At 64.6% G+C, this 18,698-nt stretch carries 14 protein-coding genes; 9 read left to right on the top strand and 5 right to left on the bottom strand.

Annotated features, from left to right (window positions below; genetic code table 11):
• The first annotated feature begins 301 nt into the window (after positions 1–301).
• From GXY33_02370 to GXY33_02335, 8 genes are all read left to right on the top strand, one after another.
• Positions 302–1,528: a GntR family transcriptional regulator gene (locus GXY33_02370; GenBank protein ID NLX03969.1), complete on the top strand. Its 1,227-nt coding sequence runs from the start codon at positions 302–304 to the stop codon at positions 1,526–1,528.
• The gene (locus GXY33_02365) at positions 1,525–2,283 is read left to right on the top strand and encodes a prepilin-type N-terminal cleavage/methylation domain-containing protein (GenBank protein ID NLX03968.1); all 759 of its coding nucleotides are present in this window, start codon (positions 1,525–1,527) and stop codon (positions 2,281–2,283) included. Before GXY33_02370 ends, GXY33_02365 begins: the two co-directional genes overlap by 4 nt.
• 151 nt (positions 2,284–2,434) lie before the next feature.
• Complete coding sequence (locus GXY33_02360; protein ID NLX03967.1) at positions 2,435–3,190, top strand: DeoR/GlpR transcriptional regulator; 756 nt, start codon at positions 2,435–2,437, stop codon at positions 3,188–3,190.
• A gap of 19 nt (positions 3,191–3,209) precedes the next feature.
• Positions 3,210–4,619 carry an aspartate aminotransferase family protein gene (locus GXY33_02355; GenBank protein ID NLX03966.1) on the top strand — a complete coding sequence of 470 codons (1,410 nt, stop codon included), beginning with the start codon at positions 3,210–3,212 and terminating at the stop codon, positions 4,617–4,619.
• 86 nt (positions 4,620–4,705) lie between these two features.
• Positions 4,706–5,785 (top strand): hypothetical protein, encoded by a 1,080-nt coding sequence (locus GXY33_02350; GenBank protein NLX03965.1) that lies wholly within the window; start codon positions 4,706–4,708, stop codon positions 5,783–5,785.
• Positions 5,786–5,798: 13 nt separating this feature from the next.
• On the top strand, positions 5,799–7,247 hold the full coding sequence (locus GXY33_02345; protein ID NLX03964.1) for a hypothetical protein: 1,449 nt from the start codon (positions 5,799–5,801) through the stop codon (positions 7,245–7,247).
• A gap of 68 nt (positions 7,248–7,315) precedes the next feature.
• Positions 7,316–8,458, top strand: a complete 1,143-nt coding sequence (locus GXY33_02340; GenBank protein ID NLX03963.1) for a Gfo/Idh/MocA family oxidoreductase — start codon at positions 7,316–7,318, stop codon at positions 8,456–8,458.
• Between the two features lie 192 nt (positions 8,459–8,650).
• The gene (locus tag GXY33_02335) at positions 8,651–9,787 is read left to right on the top strand and encodes a Gfo/Idh/MocA family oxidoreductase (GenBank protein ID NLX03962.1); all 1,137 of its coding nucleotides are present in this window, start codon (positions 8,651–8,653) and stop codon (positions 9,785–9,787) included.
• Positions 9,788–9,792: 5 nt separating this feature from the next.
• Here the strand turns inward: GXY33_02335 and galE are convergent, their stop codons facing one another.
• The 5 genes from galE to GXY33_02310 are packed head-to-tail and all read right to left on the bottom strand — an operon-like array spanning position 9,793 to position 15,407.
• The gene (gene galE / locus GXY33_02330) at positions 9,793–10,776 is read right to left on the bottom strand and encodes a UDP-glucose 4-epimerase GalE (GenBank protein ID NLX03961.1); all 984 of its coding nucleotides are present in this window, start codon (positions 10,774–10,776) and stop codon (positions 9,793–9,795) included.
• Positions 10,777–10,802: 26 nt separating this feature from the next.
• Positions 10,803–11,093: a hypothetical protein gene (locus GXY33_02325; GenBank protein NLX03960.1), complete on the bottom strand. Its 291-nt coding sequence runs from the start codon at positions 11,091–11,093 to the stop codon at positions 10,803–10,805.
• Between the two features lie 3 nt (positions 11,094–11,096).
• Positions 11,097–12,467, bottom strand: a complete 1,371-nt coding sequence (locus GXY33_02320) for a TldD/PmbA family protein (GenBank protein ID NLX03959.1) — start codon at positions 12,465–12,467, stop codon at positions 11,097–11,099.
• Positions 12,464–13,885: a TldD/PmbA family protein gene (locus GXY33_02315; GenBank protein ID NLX03958.1), complete on the bottom strand. Its 1,422-nt coding sequence runs from the start codon at positions 13,883–13,885 to the stop codon at positions 12,464–12,466. Before GXY33_02315 ends, GXY33_02320 begins: the two co-directional genes overlap by 4 nt.
• The gene (locus GXY33_02310) at positions 13,878–15,407 is read right to left on the bottom strand and encodes an RDD family protein (protein NLX03957.1); all 1,530 of its coding nucleotides are present in this window, start codon (positions 15,405–15,407) and stop codon (positions 13,878–13,880) included. Before GXY33_02310 ends, GXY33_02315 begins: the two co-directional genes overlap by 8 nt.
• Before the next feature lie 357 nt (positions 15,408–15,764).
• Here GXY33_02310 and GXY33_02305 point away from each other — a divergent pair, with 357 nt between their 5' ends.
• Positions 15,765–18,635, top strand: a complete 2,871-nt coding sequence (locus GXY33_02305; GenBank protein ID NLX03956.1) for a PAS domain S-box protein — start codon at positions 15,765–15,767, stop codon at positions 18,633–18,635.
• Positions 18,636–18,698 lie beyond the last annotated feature (63 nt).

Raw genomic sequence — 18,698 nt, 5'->3', positions numbered from 1 at the left:
TATCCCAGCGTCATCCAATGCTGTCACCCCCGACCAGCCCACCAACTCCAGAGCCCAGAACACGAAACATGCCGCTTCACACAGATCAACAGGCCAACCGATCAACCCCGCGAGGCTGCTCCCCGACCGCCACCGCGGAGCGGGTGGAAGCAAGCAAGCCGTTCTCAACGGAGCCGTCTCGCCATTTCGCCGTTGTGGAGCCCATTGACACCCAGAGCAACTCCCGCTATCCTAAAGCATAGCAAGCTATATAGCTTGCATGCCATGGACTCGTACTCACGGCCAAACCCGGACCAGGTCGATGGTGACGCATATCGACGATAACGCCGAAATGACCGAAAAGGCCGAAATGGCCGCGAAGACCGCAAAGGCCCGTCGGCGGCCAACGGGTCGCTCCAAACAAGGGCGGCCCGACCCCAAACCCAACTCCGAGGCCGCCACGCCTCGATACGCTCAGATCCGCGACGTCCTTGCCGCCGAACTTCACGAAGGGCGGTTCAAAGCCGGACGGACCATTCCCTCAGAACGCGACATCGCCTCCCGATTCGGCGTCAGCATCATCACGGTTCGGCTCGCCCTCGCCGACCTCCAGCGCCAAGGCCTGATCTACCGCGTGCCGCGTCTGGGCACCTTCGCCGGTCCGCGCCCGTCGGGCGGCCCGCTGCGACGCCACGGCAAGACCTGCCTTGCCCTGTTGGTGCCCATGCTCCGCACCGGCGTCGGGCCGCTGATCCTCGCCGGCGCCGAGGACGCGTGCCTCGAACACGGCATCCACCTCGAGGTCTACCACGCCAACAACGATCCGCACACCGAGGCCCGCCAACTCGAACGGCTCATCACCGCCGAAGTCGACGGGGCAATCATCTTCGCGTACAGCTCAGACGTGGCCGAACGCGTCCTGAGGCTGAAAGTCGCCGGCCTTCCGCTGGTCGTGGTCGATCATCGGATTCCCGGCGTCCAAGCCGACTTCGTATCCGCCGACAACCGCCAGGGCGGTCAACGGGCGGCTGAACATCTGGCCGCCCTGAAACTCAAACACCACGTCTTTGTGACCATCGATACCACCACGTCCAGCAATCGCGACCGACTCGAAGGCTTCACCTCCGGCCTCAAAGCCGCCGGTCAACACGATCCGCTGCTGATCACCTATCCCGGCGGCGACGGGTGGTCGCCGCGCCGGAACATCCGCGACGCCTGCCTGCCGGCGTTCAAGACGCTGCCCACTCCGATCGGCGTGTTCTGCCACAACGACTACGCCGCCGTCGGCGTCTACCAGGCCGCCTTCGACCTCGGCTGGCGGATCGGCCGCGACATATTCATCCTCGGCTTCGATGATGATCCGATCGCCCAGGCGATGACCCCGGAACTCTCGACGATACGCCAACCGGCCGAAGAGATCGGAGCCGCCGCCGCCGCACTCCTGCTGGAACGCCTGGCCGGCAAGACGCCCGCGGATCACGCCCAAACACAAACGCTCCCGGTCGAACTGATCCCCCGGGCTTCCACGCATCGGGAGATCGACCAATGAAGTCGTTTACCCTGATTGAACTGCTCGTGGTGGTGGCGATCATCGCCGTGCTCGTGGCCATGCTCCTGCCGGCGCTTGGCCACGCTCGCAGCCAGGCCCAGATCGCCGGCTGTGGAAGCAATCTCCGACAAATAGGCCTTGGCGGCCATCTCTTCGCCCAAGGCAACGACGACCGCCTGCCGGTCAACTACAACCACTACGGCTACGGCAACCACGCCGTCTGGCACCTGTACGTGCCCGGCCGTTGGGCGAACTTCGGCCGCCTTTTCGCCGACCGGTTCGTCGCCGAGCCCGCCGCGTTCTACTGCCCAGCCTACACGGGCGCCGCCGATCCGCAGGTCCTCCCGATCGAAAAGGCCCTGCCGCTCTGGCACAACCCGGATTCCGCGCAAATGCAGGACCAGCAGCTTCACATCCCGTACAACTACCTGATCCCTCACATCGAGGCCCTGGTCGCGGTTCCCAACTACCAGCCGCTGCCGGACGCCGCGACCGCCGACAACGGCTGGCCGCGCTTCGTCACCGCCGCCGCCGACAATGCCGGGCCGTACGCCATCGGGTCGGACCTGATCCTGAACCGCTCAACCTGGATCCACCAACGCTCCGGCGGGATGAACGCCCTCTACGGCGACGGCCACGTCGCATTCAGGACGCTCCCCTCCTACCTGGCCGACGACCCCAACGTCTGGCCCGGCTACTGGGACCTCGGCACCTACTTCCTGCACTACTTCTACCGCGCCTTCAGCGACCGCTGACCTGAGCCGCGTTCTTTCGCGTGCTCACTTCGCCTCAAAGGTCAGGCAGTCGGCGTCGTCCTCGCTCTTAAAGGTGAAATCGAGTTGATTCTTGCGGACTGGATGATTATTATGATCGGTATTATGATCGAAATGATCGTCAGGTCGGCCCATGACTGATCGAGAAGAAGAAATCCTCAAGCACCTCCGCTCCTCCGGACGCTTGGCCGTCGGTCGGCTGGCTGAGCTGTGCGACTGCTCAGCCGTCACCGTCCGCCGGGGCCTGACCGCCCTCGAGGCCCGAAATCTCGTCGTCCGAACGCCTGGCGGGGCCATGCCGGTCGACCAGGTCGCTATCGAAGTGGCCTTCCCAGAACGACTTACAATCAACGCCGACCGCAAAGAGCGCATCGCCTCAGCCGCCGCCGAACATGTCAAGGACGGCCAGGTGCTCCTGCTGGACAACGGTTCGAGCGTCTACCTGCTCGCTGAGTACCTGGCCGGCAAGCAGGATCTGACCATCCTGACCTTCTTCCTGCCCCTGGTGAACAAACTCTCTCAGAACAATAACTGGAAAATCATTCTCACTGGCGGACAGATCCGAAACGGCCGCGGCGACCTGGTCGGCCCGCTGACCGAGGAGTTCTTCGCCAAGGTCTACGCCGACGTGGCCTTCTTCGGAGCCGACGGGCTCGACGTCGAGACGGGAGTCTGGACCGTCGATCCCGAGTCCGCCCGCCTGACCCAGCGGATGTGCAATGCCGCCGCCAAGCGGATCCTGCTGGCCGACAGCAGTAAGCTCACCCGGCGGGCCGCCTTCGCCGCGGCCAACTGGGACCTCATTGACCTGTGGATTACCGACCGCCAGGCCCCAGCCGACCTGGTGGCCGCGGTCCGTGACAAAGGCATCGAAATAGAACTGGTCTAGTTTCTGGAGGAATACGTTCATGGGTACGCAAACCGTCGCCGCCGGCAAAACGACCGCCAAACGCACCGGCAAGTACGATCCAACCCCGTATCAGCTCGACCTGAACGAGTGGCCCAAGATCACCGTTCCGCCGCCCGGGCCCAAAAGCAACGCGATGCACGATGCCACCGCCAAAATCATGAAGGGCCTCTCCGGCCAGGTCCGACTCTTCCCGGTCGTCTTCGACGAAGGCCAGGGCTGCACCCTGACCGACCTCGACGGCAATAAGTACATCGACTTCTCCAGCGGCATCTACGTGACCACGCTGGGCCACTGCCACCCCAAGGTCTCCGAAGCCGTCGCCCACTGGGCCAAACGCCTCATGAATGCACACGACTTCACCACGCCGGTCAAGCACAAGCTGCTCGAAAAGATGATGGAGGTCCTGCCCGGCGATTTCGGCGGCGTCCAGCTCTACGACTCCGGCACCACCGCCGTCGAAGCCGCCATCCGAACCACTCGCGCCGCCACCGGCAAGCACGAGTTCCTCTCCTGCTTCGCCGATTTCCACGGCAAGAGCGGCTGCGCCGTCTCACTGGCGCGGATGAACAACGTCTACGGCCCGACCCGCATGCCCGGCTTCTACATGCTCCCGCGCCCGGACACCTACCGGCCGTGGTGGACCCGCGCCGACGGATCGCTCGACACTGAAAAGTACCTCGAGTTCTACGACAAGTACATCACCGAAGGCACCACCGGCCAGGTCGCCGGAATCGTCCTCGAACCCATCCAGGGCTGGGCCGGCAGCGTCTTCCCGCCCGATGACTTCTTCCCCAAACTCCGCAAGTGGTGCAATCAGCGGGGCATCCTCCTGGTCGACGACGAGGTCCTCTGCAGCATCGGCCGCTGCGGCTACTGGTACGCCCTGGAGCACTGGGACGTCGTCCCGGACGTCCTGACCCTCGGCAAGGGCTTCGGCAACGGATTCCCCGTCACCGCCATGGTCGTCCGCAAGGACTACGCCGAAGCGGTCGACAAGATCTCCGCCTCCACCAGCTACGGCGGCAACCCCATGGCCTGCGCCGCCGCCCTGGCCTCCATCGAGGTCATCGAGGAGGAGGGCCTGCTCGCCCACGCCAAGGAACTCGAAGCCCTCTTCAACAAACGCCTCGCCAAGATGAAGCAGGATCACAAGATCGTCGGCGACGTCCGCTGCATGGGCTGCCTCATGGGCGTCGAACTGGTCAAGGACCGCGCGACCAAGGAGCCGTTCGACCAGGCGGGCAAGATGGTCTACCAGAAGGCCTTCGCCAAGGGCCTCGCGTGGATTCCCGCCGGCCACATCCTGCGGATGAGCCCGCCCATCGTCATGCCCAACGACGTGGCCGAAAAGGCGATGGACATCATCGACGAAGCCATCGGCGAAACGGCAAAGGAACTGGGCTGCTAGCGACAACAACGCGGACCGGGACGGGCGGACCAGCCGCCGCCCGTCCCTTCCGTCCCCTTGATCGCGGTTCTATCGAGGCCCACGCGATGCTCGAATCGCTGCTGAACATGCTCGACGGCAAGCCCGCCCGCCGGGTCGTCTGGACGGCCGACCTGCACTACTGGTTCGCCGCCCATCGGCCGGACCTGGCCCGCGACGAGCGGGCGCATCTGGCGTTCTGCCGCGAACTGGGCGTCATGCCGTACTACTGGTACGAACGGTTCTGGCTCGGCGAGCCGCGCTACGACGGCGTCGAATTCTCGCAAATCCGCGACGGCGAGCGAACGGTCCGACTCTGGAAGACTCCCGCCGGAGAGCTTCGCGAACACCGCCAGTTCATGGCCGAGAGCTGCTCCGAGGCGATCACGCGGCATCCCGTTCAAGACCAGCGCGACCTGGAGACCCTGCTCTACGTGCTCCAGCATCGACATCTGGAACCGGCCAACCTCGACGACTACCACCAGCGCCGTCAACTCTGGTCGCAATGCGACGGCCTGCCCTCGGTCGGCCTGCCGCGAAGCCCGCTGCCGGCCTTCCTCTACGAATGGGCCGGCCTCGAACACGGCATCTACCTGCTGATGGACCACGAGGAACTCGTGGGCCGCATCTTCGACCTGCTCGACGCTCAGGAACAACCCATCCTCGACGCGGTCTGCCAAGCCAAGCCGCCGCTGGTCCACTTTCCCGACAACCTCTCCGGCGACAACCTCGCCGGCCTCTTCGACCTGCACATGGCCGACCGCTACCGCCGCCGCCTGGACCGGCTGCACGAAGCGGGCATCCGCGTCGCCGTCCATCTCGACGGCGTCGTGCGGCCGCTGCTGCCGAAGCTGGCCGCGCTGGGCTTCGACGCCGTCGAGGCCCTCACGCCCGCTCCGGTCGGCGATGTGACGCTTGAGGATCTCCGGCCGCTGGCCGGCAGTGACCGGGTCGTCCTCTGGGGCGGATTGCCCGGCGCCATGTTCGCACCGCCGTTCGCCTGGTCCGACCTGCGCGCCCATCTGGACAAACTGCTCGCCTGTTGGCGAGGTACGCCCTTCGTGATCGGTGTGGCCGATCAGGTCCCGCCCGACGGCGATATCGAATTTGTGAAGAGAATATCCGAGTTACTCAAAACACTAACGTAATGGTGGCATGATCATGGCGGCATTCGCGCATCGTTCCTACTACGTCAACTTCGCCTCGCACCTCCTGAACGCCTGGAACGCCAACATGATGCATCCGGGCGCGGGCGGCCGCTGGGGCGTCAGGGAGTTCGCCGGCCTGCTCGACATGATCAAGGCCTTCGGCTTCACCTGCTTCGAATACTGGCTCGAACCGACCGTCTACAAATCCGCCCTCGACCGCAGCGGCACCTACGCCGAGTTCGTCGAAACGATGACCGCCGTGATCGACCTGGCCCACCAGCGCGGCCTTCAGGTCAAGTACATCAGCGCACCCAACACGATCGGCCACGAATGGTACTTCGCCTGCCCCAACAACCCCGACGACAAAGCCCTGATCGAAAAACTCTGGCGACACTGGGCCGGCGTGCTCAAAGGTACGGACATCATCGGGATCTTTCCCGGCGATCCGGGCGGCTGCAACCGCAACGGCTGCGACCATAACACGTTCATCGACCTGGCCCTGCGCCTCAGCGAGATCACCCTTCAGGAAAGTCCTTCGTCGGTGGTCGAGATCGGCACGTGGGGCACGCCGTTCTCCGGCTGGGGCGACGACCTGATCCACGTGCCCGGCTGGGACGGGTCGTGGACCAAGCTGCTGGAAGGTCGCTGCGACCCCAAGACCGGCATCGGAGCCCACATCTGGAACGGCTCACCGCAGCGGGCCGAGGTCGCGATGGCCGATTTCCTCAAACGCCTGCCCGAATTCCCCGACAACGCAATGGTCGGCGTCAACCTTGGCTTCAGCCCCGACGCCGACTGCACCTGCGGCGGCGACGCCCGCCCGTACTGCCGCGAAATCGCCCGCCTCCGGCGAATCAGCAGTTGGGACTATTCGGTCACCGAGGGCGAACTGGTGGTCCACCCGCACTGGCGCCTGCCGCGAATCTTCTCACGCCGCCGCGAGGAACGGTCCGCCGCCCCGTTCCACGGTGCGATGAGCTACACCATGTCGCCCAAGCTCAGCCATATGTGCCTCTATGCCGCCGGTCAGGCCGCGATCGATCCGGACCGCGATCCGGACCCCGTCTCACGCGAGTTTGCCCGCCGCGTCTTCGGCCCGCAGCACGAAGCCCTGGGCGAGCTGTTCGAGGCGTTCGAGGTCGTCGGCGGCTGGGGCCGGTATCCCCGCCGTCAATGGTCGCGACAGGAGGCCCACCGCGCGTATCTTCAGATCATCGAACACCTCCGCTCCGCCGATATGGACAACTGCGACCTGCCGCTGTTCCCCTCGCCGCGGGAATACCGCGACGATCTGCTCTGGTTTGCCGAAATGTTCGCCAAGCTCTCGCAGAGCGAGCCGGACCGCGAGTCCATCCGCAATGAGTACTGGCGGCGGGCCCTGGCTATTTACGACAACGTCCCCATGTCCGTCGACCAGCGGGCCGAGCAAGCCGCCCGCCAATTCTCACAGACGTTCGCCTAAAAAACAGATGATCGACGATCGACAACGACAAACTCACATGCCACGGTAACGAATCAGGAGTAAAACCCATGCGCACCGTACGCTTCGGAATCATCGGCTGCGGCCTGATGGGCCGCGAATTCGCCAGCATCACCGCCCGCTGGTGCCACCTGCTCGATATGGACGTCCGGCCCGAACTGGTCGCCGTCTGCGACCCCAACGAGGCCCTCTGGAAATGGTACCAGACCCACTTCCCCTCGATCCGCCAGGCGACCAAAGACTACACCGAACTGCTGGCCAACGACCAGGTGGAGGCCGTCTACTGCGCCGTGCCGCACAACCTCCACCAACGCTTCTACTGCGATATTATCCAAGCCGGCAAGCACCTGATGGGCGAAAAACCCTTCGGCATCGACAAACCCGCCAACGACGCCATCCTTGAATGCATCAAGGCGCATCCGAATGTCTTCGTCCGCAGCACTTCGCACTTCCCGTTCTACCCCGCCGCCCAGCGGATCGGCGACATGATCGAATCCGGCGCCTTCGGCCGCATCATCGAGGTCGAAAGCGGATTCCTCCACTCCTCCGACCTCGATCCAACCAAGACCATCAACTGGAAGCGGCTCATCGAGGTCAACGGCGAGTACGGCTGCATGGGCGATCTCGGCATGCACGCCTGCCACATGCCGTTCCGCGCCGGCTGGACCCCGCTCAACGTCCGCGCCCTGCTCCGCAACCTCATGAAGCAGCGGCCCGACGGCAAAGGCAACATGGTCCCCTGCGAAACCTGGGACAACGCCACCCTCGCCTGCGAAGCCCTCGACCCCGCCGGCGGCGACCCCTTCCCGATGACCATCAAGACCCATCGCATCGCGCCCGGCCAGAAGAACACCTGGTACATCCACGTCTGGGGCGACAAGGCCTCCGCCCGCTTCAGCAGCAAGAGCCCGCGACTCCTCCAGACCATGCACTACACCGGCGGCGAACAGGCGTGGCAGCGGATCGACATGGGTTCCGAGTTCACCTTCAAGACCATCACCGGGCCCATCTTCGAAGCCGGCTTCATCGACTGCATCATGCAGATGTGGGCGGCCTTCCTCTACGAACTCGAACACGGCCCGCACCCCAAAAAGTTCGCCCGCTGCGTGACGCCCGAAGAGGAGGCCCTTGCCCACCGCCTCTTCACCGCAGCCCTCAAATCCCAACGCAACGCCTCCGTCGAACCCGTCTGAAAAAGACCGGCACGGATCACGCGGACCAAAGGAGATGAAAACGGAAATACCAGATACTGGAATGCAAAATGTGGCTCCGCCGCCCTCGGCGGAGTCTTCCCTCTTCACTCTGACTACAGGCTTCTGACTTCTGGCTTCTTCTCTCTTCCGCGTGCTCCGTGCCGCTCTTAAGACGAAGTCAAGGAATCGAACATGCGTGAAATCTCCGTCGGCATCATCGGATACGGCTTCATGGGCCGGGCCCACACCTTCGGCTACGTGACGTTGCCCCTCTACTACGAACCCGCCCCGGTCAAGGTCCGCAAACTCGTGATGTGCACCACATCCGACCGCAACGCCGCCGCCGCCGAGGCCACCGGCTACTACCACGCCGTCATCCGCGACTGGCAACAGCTCATCGCCGACCCCTCGATCGACGTCGTCCACATCTGCACGCCCAACAGCCTGCACCACGACATGCTCGCCGCCGCCATCTGCGCCGGCAAGTGCATCTTCTGCGACAAGCCGGTCACCGCGACCTGGGACCAGGCCCGCCGCCTCCGCGAACTCATCGAGCAGACCAACTACGTCCGCACCAACCAGATGCACATGAACGCCCGATTCTTCCCCGCCACCATGCGGGCCAAGCAGCTCGCCGACGAAGGCCGCCTCGGCGACGTCCTCTCGTTCCGCTTCCGCCAGCTTCACGCCACCAACGTCGATCCCCAAAAACCGGTCAACTGGAAATCCGACAAGACGATCGGCGGAGGCGGCGTCATCCTCGACCTCGGCTCGCACGTGATCGACCTCGCCACGCACCTGCTCGGCCCGATCCGGCGAATCCTCTGCCGCACCGACAACTTCACGCCCGTCCGTCCCGACGGCAGGGGGGGGCTAAGAAAAGTGGAGGCTGAGGAACTCGCGATCATGATCGTCGAACTCGAAAACGGAGCCGTCGGCACGCTCGAAGTTTCCAAGGTCGCCACCGGCACGAACTCCGAGCTGCAGTTCGAAATCCACGGTCGCCGCGGCGCCATGCGCTTCGACATGATGCGGCCCAACTGGCTCGGCTTCTACGACAACACCGATCCCGAAACGCCGCAAGGCGGCACGCGGGGCTTCAAGGACATCGACTGCGTCCAGCACTACCCCTCGCCCGGCGGCAAGTTCCCGCCCGCCAAAGTCGCCGGAGGATGGCTGCGGCCTCACGTCCAGAGCCTGCACAACTTTCTGGCCGCGGTCGCCGACGATCGTCAAGCCGAGCCGTCCCTCCTGCGCGGCATCGAAATCCAACGCTACCTCGACCTGGCCTATCGCTCAGCCGAGTCCCAAACCTGGCAAAACGCCTGAACCGCTCAGACGGAATAACCGTCGGGATGGGCCTGATGCCACCGCCAAGCCGACCCGACGATCGCCTCCAACTCCGTGATCTGCGCCTGCCATCCGAGAACCTTCCGGACATGCGACGGATCGGCATAGAGCACGGGACAATCGCCCGCTCGCCGGCCGGTCTCGACCATCGGAATATCGCACCCGGTCACCTTCTTCGCCGTCTCAATCACCTCGCGAACGCTATGCCCGCAGCCGGTGCCGAGATTCGCAATGATCGACCGGCCCGGCGCCAGGGCCAGAAGCGCCTTCTCATGAGCCCGACCCAGATCCTCGACGTGAATATAGTCGCGGATGCACGTGCCGTCCGGCGTCGGGTAGTCGGTCCCATAGATCTGAACCTGCTTGCGCCGGCCAAGCGCCACCTGCAGCACGATCGGAATCAAATGCGTCTCCGGATCGTGATCCTCGCCGATCGAACCGTCCGACGCCGCACCGGACGCGTTGAAATACCGCAGCGCCGCAAACCCTAATCCCCACGCCGCTGAGCAATCCGCGAACACCTGCTCCATCATGTACTTCGTGCGGGCATACGGGCTCTTCGGATCGGCCGGCAGATCCTCGGTCATCGGCGTCGTCTCCGGCTCGCCGTAAATCGCGCACGTCGAACTGAACACCAGCCGGCGAACGTCCAACTCAGCCATCACGTCCAGCAGCCCGATCGTATTGGCCACGTTGTTGCGGTAGTATAGCAGCGGCTTCTCCACCGACTCGCCCACCGCGATCGACGCGGCAAAGTGCATCACCGCGTCCGGCGCAAACGCCGCCATTGCCGCCCGCAATGCCGCCAGGTCGGCCAGATCGCCCACCACCAACTCGCCCTCCGCCACCGCCGCACGATGTCCAGCCCCTAGGTTGTCGTAAATCCGCAGCGTATGGCCCGACTGGCGAAGCTGCCGCGAGCAATGGCTGCCCACGTACCCCGCGCCGCCGGTGATGAATATCCGCATGCCTGTGGCTCCTTCTATCGCAGTGGTTAATCGGCAATCACGTCGTCGAGGGCGGAAACCGCGATGGCATTCTGACGCGGCACGTACGTCCGACGTCGGCTGACTTTCACCCCGAACTTCCGCGTGTTGATCAGGTACAGTTCCTTCCCGCTGTGGCTCTCCTCGCGGTCGTACAGATCGGCGTCGTCGAGAACGAACGCGTCATCGGCGATCCGGACCAGCCGCCCGATGATCATCGTCGGACCGGCAAAGTCGATCACCACCACCTGCCCGACCAGCTCGTCAAGCCCGCTCAACGCGCCCTTGCCCTCCTTCACAGCCTAATCTCCTTCGGAGGAAATCTGAACGTCGCGAATGCGGATGGTGGGCTTCGGGTTGCCCGGATCGTCGCGGTAATCGGCGCTGACCGCGTCCAGATCGCCCAGCAGCTCCAGCAGCGAACCGCCGACCATCGCGTTGGCCACCGGGTAGGCCAGTTCGCCCTTCTCAATCTTGAACGCGAAATCCAGGCTCGTCGAAACGTCGCCGCTGGTCAGATCGGGATCCAGAGACCCGATCTCCAGGTAAACTCCGTCCTCCACCTCGCCGATCAGCTCAGCCGCCGAATGCTCGCCGCGGGCGATCTGCAAATTCGTCGATGAAATCCCGCCCGTCCGCTGACCGTGACCGGTGTTCTGCGTCTTGGCCTTGTGGGCGGTGTAGCTGTTGTGAAGGGCCGCATTGAACCGGCCGCGGTCGAAAACGGTGACCACCCGCCGCGCCGCCCCCTCCGCGTCGTAAGGCCCGGAGTACAAGCCGCGATCGATCAGCCCATCATCCGTCACCGTCAGCAACTCCGACCCGATCGTCCCGTCCAGCCGATCGACCAGCAAACTGCGACGCCGCTGAATCGACTCGGCGCTCGCCGCCGAAACCAGATCCGCCACCAGGTCAAACGCCGCCCGCGGCCCAAGCACCAGCGTCGTCCGTCCGGTGGGAACCCGGCGGGCCTTGCGGTACTCCAACGCCCTCCGGGTGATCCGCGCCGCCAGCTCCGGCGATGGATCGAAGTCATCCAGGAAACGGGCGCTCGTGTGATCGGCGAAACTGCCGACGTCCGAGCCGTCCTTGACCACCGCGAAAAAACTCAAATACACGCTCGTGCTGTTCCGGGCGATCCGAATGCCCGAACTGCTCGCAAACGCCCCAGCCCCAGCCGAAAACGCCGCGTCCCCGCTGATGATCGCGTCCGACCGAACCCCGCGAGCCGCCTCCAGGTTGCCGCACGTCCAGCCGATGATATCGTCAGCGGTCAGCGAGAGAATCTTCGGATCGAACGTCACCGGAATCCGCGACGGACTCTGCGGATCGGGCAACGCCGCGAAATCCGGATCGGGACTCGCCGACCTGGCCAGCGCGACCGCCTTCTCCGCCAACTCCGCCAGGTCGCTCGCCGCCGCGCCGCTGCTCGACACGTAACCCATCCCGCCGCCAACGTACGCCCGAATCGACAGGTGCCGGCTCCAGTCCGCCTCGGCGCTCTTGATCGAACTCTTCTCGACCACCACGTTCAACCCGCGCGACAGCGAAACCGACGCGTCCGCCCACTCGGCCCCCGCCTTCCGGGCCAGCTCCACCGCCCGCGCCGCGCCAGGCAGCAGGGCCTCCGGACGCTCGATCTCGGCGGTGCTGTTGTGCCCCTCGCGGCTCATGCGCTCTCGCCTCCGACCACCATTTTCGATACCCGCAGATGCGGCCCGCCGCAATCCGTCGGCACGCCCTGGCCCGACTTGCCGCACGTGCCTGGAAAAATCATCTCGAAATCGCCGCCGACCTTGTCGATATTCATCAGCGTCTCTACCAGCAGCCCGCTGACGCTCACGTCGCGAAGCGGCTCGCCCAGCCGACCGTGCTCGATCATCTGCGCCTCATGGGCCCGGCACAAAAACTGCCCGCGCTCCGGATACACGTACCCTTCGTGCCCCTCCCGCAGATAGATGCCGCGCTCAATCCCCGCCAGCATCTCCTCGAACGTCGACTCGCCCGGCTGAAAGAACGTGTTGCTCATCCGGCAGATCGGCGGCGACGTGTGGTCTTGCGCGCGTCCGCAGCCGTTCGGCTGGGTCTGAAACTGCCCCGCCGTCTCCAGGCTGTGAAGCAACTCCGTCAACACGCCGTCCTTGACGATCGTCCGCGTCCGCGCCGCCACGCCCTCGCTGTCGTACGGCTCCGAACCGTACTTGCCCGCCAGAGTCGAATCGTCCACGATCGTCACCAGCGGGCTGGCGATCGGCTCGCCGAACTTGCCCGCCAGGATCGACTGGCCGGTCCACACGCTGTCGCCCTCCGCGTTGTGCCCGAGCGCCTCGTGCGCCAGCAGCCCGCTGATCGTCGGATGAAAAACCACCGGAAACTCGCCCGCCGGAGCCTTCTTCGCCCGCAACTGCTCAAGCACCTTCCGGCCCGCCTTCACCGAAATCTGTTCCGGCGCCACGTCCAGCAGAAGCTCCGGTCCGCCCTGATGCCCGAGCACCTGGAAATTCCGCTGACGAACCTTGCCCTCGATCGCCGTGACCTGGCAACTCAGCCGCGCACGGCCAAGCTCCGTATACACCTGCGTGCCGGCCGTATTGACCACCCACTGCCGCCGCACCGCGTCGCCGTAGCCCACCATCGAATTGACGATCTTCCCTTCGCCCGCCGCCAACGCCAGCCGCTCGTGCTCCAGGCAGCGCCGGCGCTTCTCCTCAAGGCTGATCTGGTCCACCTCGAGCCGCCCAAGTCGCCGAACCTCGTCGCGAACCGGCTCAACCGATGCGACCATGCCCCGGTCCGCCACCACCGGCGCCGCCAATCGGGCCAGCGCCATCGCCTGCTCCAAACCGTCTTCGAGCTGACGCCGGTCGAAACCGTCGCAACTGGCAAATCCCCAACTCCCATCCACCAGCACCCGCACCCCGATCCCCGCGCTGTGCGAGTGGAACATCTTCTCCGCACGTTCGTCCTGGACCAGCAGCGAACTCCCCGTCGACGAAACCGCCCGCACGTCCGCGAACGCCGCCCCAAGCCGCCGCGCCCGTTCCACCGCCGGCAGTATCAGATCGAACACCTGACGCACCAGGTCACTCATGGGGCGGCGCCTCCCCGGTAGGGGCCGGTTGCACCACGATGGTCCCAGCCAGCAGATCGCCCGTCCGCTGACGCAGGCTCGTCAAAAACAGCGTCATCAACATCACCACGAACAGCGGCGGCGAATACAGCTCCAACGCCTTGGCAACGTTCCGAACCACGATCTGCAACACCGACGCCGGCGAGGCCGGATCGCGGGCCGAACGCACCCGCAGACCGAAAAGCAGCTTGCCCGGCGTCGCCGACCAGATCAGTTCCGTAATCATGCAGTAGAGCCCGTACCCGATCACCGTCGCCAGTGACGCGAACACCAGGCGACTGTCCTGGGCCGACTGCTCGACCAGTTGCGAGAACGACCCGGCCTGAAGGTACAGCTCATTGAACCGATCGTACCAGATCAACGAGACCGCCAGCGACACCGGCAGAAAATCGATCACCGCCGCCAGTGTGCGACGCCAGTACTCCGCCAACGCTACGTCGGACGGCAACTCCGGCGTCCGGGCCGGATGGAACGCCCGCGCCAGGAAGAACAGGAACGCCAAAAGGACCAGAATCACCAGGTTCGTGATCTCCGGCTCCCGGGCCGGCTCCGTCCGCAGAGACGCCGGCAACTCCTCCGGCTCCCCGACGGCCTGGCCGGCGTAGTCGTATCGCGCCAGCCTTGCCTCGCCCCCGGCCAAAAGCTGCACCAACTCCAGATGACTCGCGGTAAAGGCGACGTCGAGCAGTTCGCAATGGTCAGCCGCGCCGTCGCGAACGGGAAGGGCGACCGGATCGGACACGTCGCCCTGTTCGCCGATACTGTACAAATCAAGCCGCGCCGCACCATCGGTCTGACGGCAGGCCGCCAAATACAGCGGACTCGCAGCCGACGATACGCCCAACCAGTGCCGCCCGACCGCCTCGTCAAGCTCAAAACGGTTGGGCCCCGACCACGCACCGTTGCGGAAAACCCAGTGGGCAAACCGCCGCGTACCCTTCTGGATCAGCAAATCGATCTGCCGGACGTCCGGAACGAACGACACCGCGTCCGTCTCCTCCACCATCTCGGGCAGATCGGCCAACGCCTGCCACTCGCCGCGAACGTACTCGAAAATCACCTGCCGCCCAGCCGGCGAGGTCGCCGCAGCGCTCTGCGTATCCGGCTGCTTCGGGCTGTACTGACCGATCGCATACAGCCGCTTCCGATCGATCCCGCCGGTCAGCGCCCGAAGCCGATACTCCTCCGGCACCCGCACAGCATACTTCGACACCCGCCCCTTCTCGGAGCTGTAGCGATACACAAATCCATCCTGAAACGCCAGATACAGGTATTCAAGCGTCGAGCCCACCGCCTGTGCCTGGCCATTCACCTGAAACCACTGCCACCGGGCCTGCGCCGTCTGATACCCAGCGTGAAGAAAATGGGAATCCCCGTCCTTCTGCTGAACCACCAGCCACTGGCCCGTCCGAGTCGGCTGAACCCATACCGCCGTCGGCTCCGGGCTCCCCGCCGCCACCGAAGAAGACGCGGCGCCGAACATCCCGGCTGCCGTTATCGCAAGAACACTGATAGTCGGAAGTTTTCTCATATCCTAGCCGTTTTGCTCTCGAGTCTCCGACATTTTACACGCACCCACCCACGCCGGCCACGGGCAAAATGTAAAAGTGAGAAAACTGGGCAGGATGTGGCGGCACGGCCCTTGATCCCACGGCCGGACTGCTCTACAATAACACTTCTGCCTGAAAGGAGGGGGCTATAATTCCACAGGCCCCTGACGGCGTGGAACGGGCCCCGGGAATTGAGCATGCTATCTGGCGGAAATCAGACGGCAGTACGGTTGGGGAATACAAAGGGACGGCACGTAGTTCCGGTCTCCGCCACCCCGGGTGTGCAGCCGATGGAAGGGGGCGCTTTCTCGCCCTGGTTCGTCCTGGCTCTGGCCGTGGCGGTGCTCGTGTTGCTGCTGTGGATCCGGGCTATGGGCCACTTCCTCCTGCTTCACGCGCTGGTCGAACTCTTCAGCATCGCCGTCGCGGCGGGAATCTTCATGATCGCCTGGAACTCCCGACGCTACTTCGACAACGGCTATCTGCTGTTCCTGGGCATCGGCTACCTGTTCGTGGCCGGACTCGACCTGGTCCACATGCTGGCCTACGAGGGAATGGGAGTCATCCCCGGCGTGAGCCCGGCCGACACCGATCCAGCCACCCAGTTGTGGATCGCCGCCAGATCCCTCCAGGCCCTGACGCTGTTGGGCGGCTTCGTCTTTCTACGCCGCCAGGTGCCGGTGGCCGCCGTGACGGCCGGCTACCTCGCCGTCCTGGGGCTGGTCCTCTTTCTGATTCTCGCACGGGACGTCTTCCCAGCCTGCCTGCCCGCCGGACAGGGACTCACCACCTTCAAGATCGTCAGCGAGTACGTCATCATTGCCATGCTCCTGACGGCAATGGTGTTGCTGTGGCGGTCCCGCGACGAATTCGACCGCCTCGTGCTCCAATTCCTGTTGGGCTCGATCGCCCTGACGGTCGTCTCCGAGTTTCTCTTCACGATATATCCAAATGCCTACTCGGTCAGGAACCTCCTCGGCCACTTCTTCAAGATCGCCGCCTTCTACCTGCTCTACAAGGCCCTGATCGAAACCGGCCTGCGCCAGCCTTACGCTGTCCTGTTCCGCAATTGCAAGCTCAGCGAAGAGTCGCTGCGGGCCAGCGAGGAACGCTACCGGACCGTCGCCGATTTCACCTATGACTGGGAGTACTGGCTGGACCCCAACGGCCGCATGGTCTACGTCTCGCCGTCGTGCCGGCGACTCACCGGCTACAGCCCGGCCGAATTCCTCGAAAACCCCGCCTTGATCGAACGGATCATCCATCCCGACGACCGCGCCCGCTGCGCCGACCATCAACACGAACCGTCCTCGACCGGCGAACTGCGGTCCCTCGATTTCCGAATCGTCGACCGCACCGGCCAACAGCGGTGGATCGGACACGTCTGCCAGTCCGTGACCGCCGACGACGGCCGCCCGCTCGGCATCCGCGCCAGCAACCGCGATATCACCGCCCGCAAAGAAGCCGAAATGTCCCTCCAGGAAACCGCCGCCCTCAACGAACTCCTCCTCGACAGCCTGCCCCACCCCGCCATGCTGATCCGCCGCGACCGGACCATCCTCGCCGCCAACCGAATCGCCCGTGAGGTCGGAGCCGTGGCGGGGGGACTCTGTTGGCGCGACTTCGGTCGCAGCGAGCACCTTCCCGAATGCCGCGAAGCAGCCAAGGCGATGGATGGGGCGGGAGCTGATGCGCCCTTTCACTGCGCCTTCTGCCTTGGCGACAAGGCGCTGGACGAAGGAACAGCCCAGAACCGCCCCGACGTCGAAATGCTCGGCAAAATCTGGGACACCTACTGGATCCCGCTCGACGCCGACATCTACCTCCACTACGCCATCGACGTCACCGAGGCCCGCCGAAAGGAACTCGAACGCGACCGCCTCTTGAGCCAGGTCCGACAGGTCAACGAACGCCTCGAAGGCCGAACCCGCGAACTCATGCTCCGCTCGCAGGAACTCCAGCGGGCCCGCGACGGCCTCGAAAAACGCGTCGAGGAACGCACCGAGGAACTCGCCACCATCAACGACCAGCTCAAGCAGGAACTCGAATGGCGGGAACTCGCCGAACGGGCCCTGCGCGAATCGGAGGAAAAATACCGAACCATCTTCGAAAACTCCCCCCTGGGAATCGCCCACTTCGATCACAAGGCAACGCTCACCACCTGCAACGAACGACTCGCCGAGATCATCGGAACCCCCAGAGAACGGCTGGTCGGGCTCGACCTCCTCAGCGCCGTCAAGGACAGCCGAATGTTCGCCGCACTCGAAAGCTGCCTCGCCGGCCAGCGGGCACACTACGACGGACGAACCACACTGGGCCAGGGTCGCAGCGCCTATCTGAACATCTACTTCGCCCCCATCGCTGACGACGAAAACCACCTCCTCGGCGGAGTGGCCATCTGCCAGGACGTCACCCAACGCCGCGAAGCCGAACTGGCCCTCCAGCACCAAACCCAGGAACTCGCCCGCTCAAACGCCGAACTCGAACAATTCGCCTACGTCGCCTCACACGACCTCCAGGAACCGCTCCGAATGGTCGCCAGCTTCATGCAGCTCATCAAACGCCGATACGAAGGCAAACTCGACGCCGACGCCGACGAATTCATCGGACACGCCGTCGACGGGGCCTTGCGCATGCAGCGGCTCATCAGCGACCTCCTCCAGTTCTCCCGAGTCAACAGCCGCGCCAAACCCCCCGAACCGATCGGCGTCGATGACGTCCTCCGCCGGGTCGTCGCCAACCTCAAAGTGGCCATCGAACGAAGCGAAGCCGCCATCACCTGGGGCCACATGCCCACCGTGACCGCCGACGACACCCAGCTCACCCAGTTGTTCCAGAACCTCCTCGACAACGCCATGAAGTTCCGCCGCGAGGACCAAGCTCCGAAGATCACCATCTCAGCCGACCGTGAAGACGCCTTCTGGCGATTCACCGTCGCCGACAACGGCATCGGATTCGAACAGGAATACGCCGACAAAATCTTCGTCATCTTCCAGCGGCTGCACGCCCGCGATAAGTACCGGGGCACCGGAATCGGACTGGCCATCTGCAAAAAAATCGTCGAACGACACGGCGGCCGAATCTGGGTCAAATCCGAACTCGGCAGAGGCACCACCTTCCACTTCACCCTGCCCGCCGGACCGGCCGAGGCGCCGGCCTGACCCAGCCTGCGGTTGCCTCGACCCGCCATCGCCGGCTATCCCAGCTCAAGCTTCGCGCTAACC

It is taken from the genome of Phycisphaerae bacterium (assembly GCA_012729815.1).
GTDB lineage: Bacteria > Planctomycetota > Phycisphaerae > JAAYCJ01 > JAAYCJ01 > JAAYCJ01.
This window is presented reverse-complemented; position numbering and strand designations above follow the sequence as displayed.